Annotated in this window: 2 protein-coding genes; both read left to right on the top strand. The window is 71.5% G+C overall.

Translation table 11 applies throughout. From position 1 onward, the window contains the following. On the top strand, positions 1-351 hold a 351-nt coding region (folB, locus tag ACFXKA_RS43390), incomplete at its 5' end, for a dihydroneopterin aldolase (protein WP_379431966.1). Between the two features lie 95 nt (positions 352-446). Then, complete coding sequence (gene folK, locus ACFXKA_RS43385) at positions 447-944, top strand: 2-amino-4-hydroxy-6-hydroxymethyldihydropteridine diphosphokinase (RefSeq protein ID WP_379431967.1); 498 nt, start codon at positions 447-449, stop codon at positions 942-944. The last annotated feature ends 93 nt before the right edge of the window (positions 945-1,037 follow it).

Genomic DNA, 1,037 nt, shown 5'->3' with positions numbered 1-1,037 from the left:
CTCGCGCTGCGCGGCCTCAAGGCCCGTGGGCACCATGGCGTCTTCCCCCACGAGCGCGAGGAGGGGCAGACCTTCATCGTGGATCTGGTGCTGAGCCTCGACACCCGCCCCGCCGCGGCCGGAGACGACCTGGCGAGAACCGTCCACTACGGAGTCGTGGCCGAGGAGGTCGTGGCCGTCGTGCGGGGTGAGCCGGTCGACCTGATCGAGACGCTCGCCGAGCGCATCGCGGAGCAGTGTCTGAAGCACGACGGCGTCGAAGAGGTCGAGGTGACGCTGCACAAGCCGGACGCCCCGATCACGGTGCCCTTCGACGACGTGACCATCACCATCACCCGGAGCCGAGTATGAATCCCCAGAGCGACCCGACCGTACAGCCGGTGCCGGCCTCGGTGGTGGCCCAGGTCGACGCGGCGGACGTCACCCTGTCCAACCCGAAGCGCGCCGTGATCAGCCTCGGGTCCAACCTCGGCAACCGGCTGGAGACCCTTCAGGGCGCCATCGACGCGCTGGAGGACACCCCGGGCCTGCGGGTCAAGGCAGTGTCCCCGGTGTACGAGACGGAGCCGTGGGGGGTCGAACCGGGCTCCCAGCCCTCGTACTTCAACGCGATCGTCGTGGTGAAGACCACGCTGCCGCCCTCGTCCCTGCTGGAGCGCGCCCAGGCCGTCGAGGAGGCCTTCGACCGCGTCCGCGAGGAGCGCTGGGGGCCGCGCACGATCGACGTCGACATCGTGGCGTACGCGGACGTCGTGTCGGACGACCCGGTGCTCACCCTGCCGCACCCCCGCGCCCACCAGCGCGCCTTCGTGCTCGTGCCCTGGCTCGACGTGGAGCCCGAGGCGCTGCTCGCCGGGCGGGGTACGGTCTCCGAACTGCTCTCCGTCATCGAGCAGCGGGGCGTGGAGCCCCGCGTGGACCTGGAACTCCGCCTGCCCGACTAATCGTTAGGCTCTGCGGACCGGTCGGCCGGTCACGGGCACCGTCCCGGAAGGGTCCGGAGCGGGTCGTGCGCGCCGGTGGTGTCCGCGGGCGAC

The organism is Nocardia sp. NPDC059228 (assembly GCF_042754245.1).
Classification (GTDB): domain Bacteria; phylum Actinomycetota; class Actinomycetes; order Mycobacteriales; family Mycobacteriaceae; genus Nocardia.
Note: the sequence above shows the minus strand (reverse complement) of the source record. Positions and strands in the feature narration are given on the sequence as shown.